This is a genomic window from Pseudomonadota bacterium, from assembly GCA_026390555.1.
In the GTDB taxonomy this organism is placed as follows: Bacteria; Bdellovibrionota_C; UBA2361; order UBA2361; family OMII01; genus OMII01.
The window spans coordinates 1-1,799 of record JAPLFS010000090.1 but is presented as its reverse complement, the minus strand read 5'-3'; the positions used below and the strand labels follow the sequence as shown (position 1 = coordinate 1,799).

Below are 1,799 nucleotides of genomic sequence, written 5' to 3'. Positions count from 1 at the left end.
TTAATACCTCAGAGATAAAGATCTCAGTTCTTGTGGCCAGAAAGTTTTGCGAGGCGGCTGTGCGGGTGCTTAATGAGGAATTTATACCGGGGTAAATAGTTACGATTCAAGAGAGTGCAGTATTTCGGCGAGTGTTGTGAGGATTGGTTGTTTAGCGTGTTTGCGGCTGATTCCAAGCTCGTGGGTTGTTTGCGCTGATTTGATTGCAATATGAATAAGATTTACTAAAAGCTGACGACTCTCATCTTGCCAGTTAGCGAGATGGGCGAGCTCTGCAAATTGTTCTACACACAATTGTTGCTGTTCAGTAGGCAGAGTCCCTAGTAACATTTCAGATAGGTTGCAAACGCTGCTGTACCTACGTGACAACATCAATGTTTCAAGGACTTTTTCTGCGTATGTCAATTCATTAACCATGGTGACAAGAGTGCCATATCCATTATCGTTGTATGTGTTGTGATACTCCGTAGCATAGAGATCTAGGGAGTGCATCTTTTCCCGGAGCATCCAGAATTTAGACTGGAACTCGGCAATGGCAAGCTGTGCCGCTGAACGCTTATTGCCATGCAGTAAGTTGGAGATATACGCAAAGCAGGAGAGCATAAAGCGCCTGAAAACGATCGCTATTCCAGCCGCCATTAAGGCGCCAGTAAATATTAGACTAAGTGTGGTTAGATCAGAATAACTAGAGAGCTCGTTGTACATAGAAGTGCGTCCCTTAGAGTTCGTGCATATCCTCACGGTTGATAGACGGTTGAAGCGTTAAATATCTTTAGCTTTTAGTGCTAATTAGAGGTAACTGGTCACCGTAGTTTAATGTCAAGATTCAAGCTACTCAGATTACGGCGAAGTTTCATAGGTAATTTGATTGGTCGTCCCCTGATCGGGGACGGTAGATTTTGTGACCAGTTAATGTTTTCACCCCCACAGCATTGCTGCGCCAGCAACTTGCGCTGCAGGACGGGTTCCGCAAATCGGCCCCTTAGGGGCTATTGAGTGTCATTACTGTATGCGAATATTTCTGCAATATGCTGACTAGTTAGGATTAGAGAACTATTTGATATTTAGAGATTTCAGAGGGTTACGTGAGCAGCTTTTTCTGGATTAGCTCTTCAAAGATCTCAAACATTCTAGAAACGGTACTCTCTATATTAAATACCTCGACTATACGGGCTCTACCGGCGGCCCCAAGGCGCCTAAGTTCATTGGAATCGTTTGCGAGGTATCGTATAGCAGCGGCGAGCTCATTCGCGTTAGAGGGCTCGACCATTAAGCCTGCTGCTCCGTTATCAACCAGCTCCGGCATTCCACCGACCGCCGTTACTATCGCCGGCACACCTTGAGCCATGGCCTCGATAACCGATTTTGGAAAGCCCTCGCGGCTCTTTGAGGCCATTACCACCACATCGCACAGAGTAGCGAGTCTGGTAGCATCGCTTCTAAAGCCGGTTAGAGAGAGCCTACTTTTGTCTGGGAAGCTTTCTAGCAGCTGCTCTACCTGCTGGTCTTTTACTGGCCCAATTAGCAGTAGGTGCAATTTTGGTAGCTCGGTTAGGAGTGTCGCACAGGCTTGAATAAGGATATCGACCCCCTTGACCGCGCGCATAACGGCGGTGCAGCCAACTACAAAGGCATCGTTCGGAACTCCGAGCTCCGAGTGATAGGTACCCGTTATTTTGAACACCTAGTCTAAATATAGTAGGGTCAAAATATGGGCAGAAACAGTCGGAAACGAGAGATCGGAGCAGAGGTAGTTGCCAAGGTTCAGAGCGGACGAACTGCCCGCGAGGTGGCGGAAG

2 protein-coding genes are annotated in these 1,799 nt (G+C 47.3%); both read right to left on the bottom strand.

Features of this window, described 5'->3' with window-relative positions; translation table 11 throughout:
* Nucleotides 1-99: 99 nt before the first annotated feature.
* Complete coding sequence (locus NTV65_11500) at nucleotides 100-705, bottom strand: hypothetical protein (protein MCX6115821.1); 606 nt, start codon at nucleotides 703-705, stop codon at nucleotides 100-102.
* A 376-nt stretch (nucleotides 706-1,081) separates the two neighbouring features.
* Complete coding sequence (locus tag NTV65_11495) at nucleotides 1,082-1,684, bottom strand: glycosyltransferase family 4 protein (protein ID MCX6115820.1); 603 nt, start codon at nucleotides 1,682-1,684, stop codon at nucleotides 1,082-1,084.
* Between the last annotated feature and the right edge of the window lie 115 nt (nucleotides 1,685-1,799).

Coding starts and splice junctions, on each gene's coding strand:
- NTV65_11500 (MCX6115821.1), bottom strand. CDS start 705: ATGTACAACGAGCTCTCTAGTTATTCTGATCTAACCACACTTAGTCTA.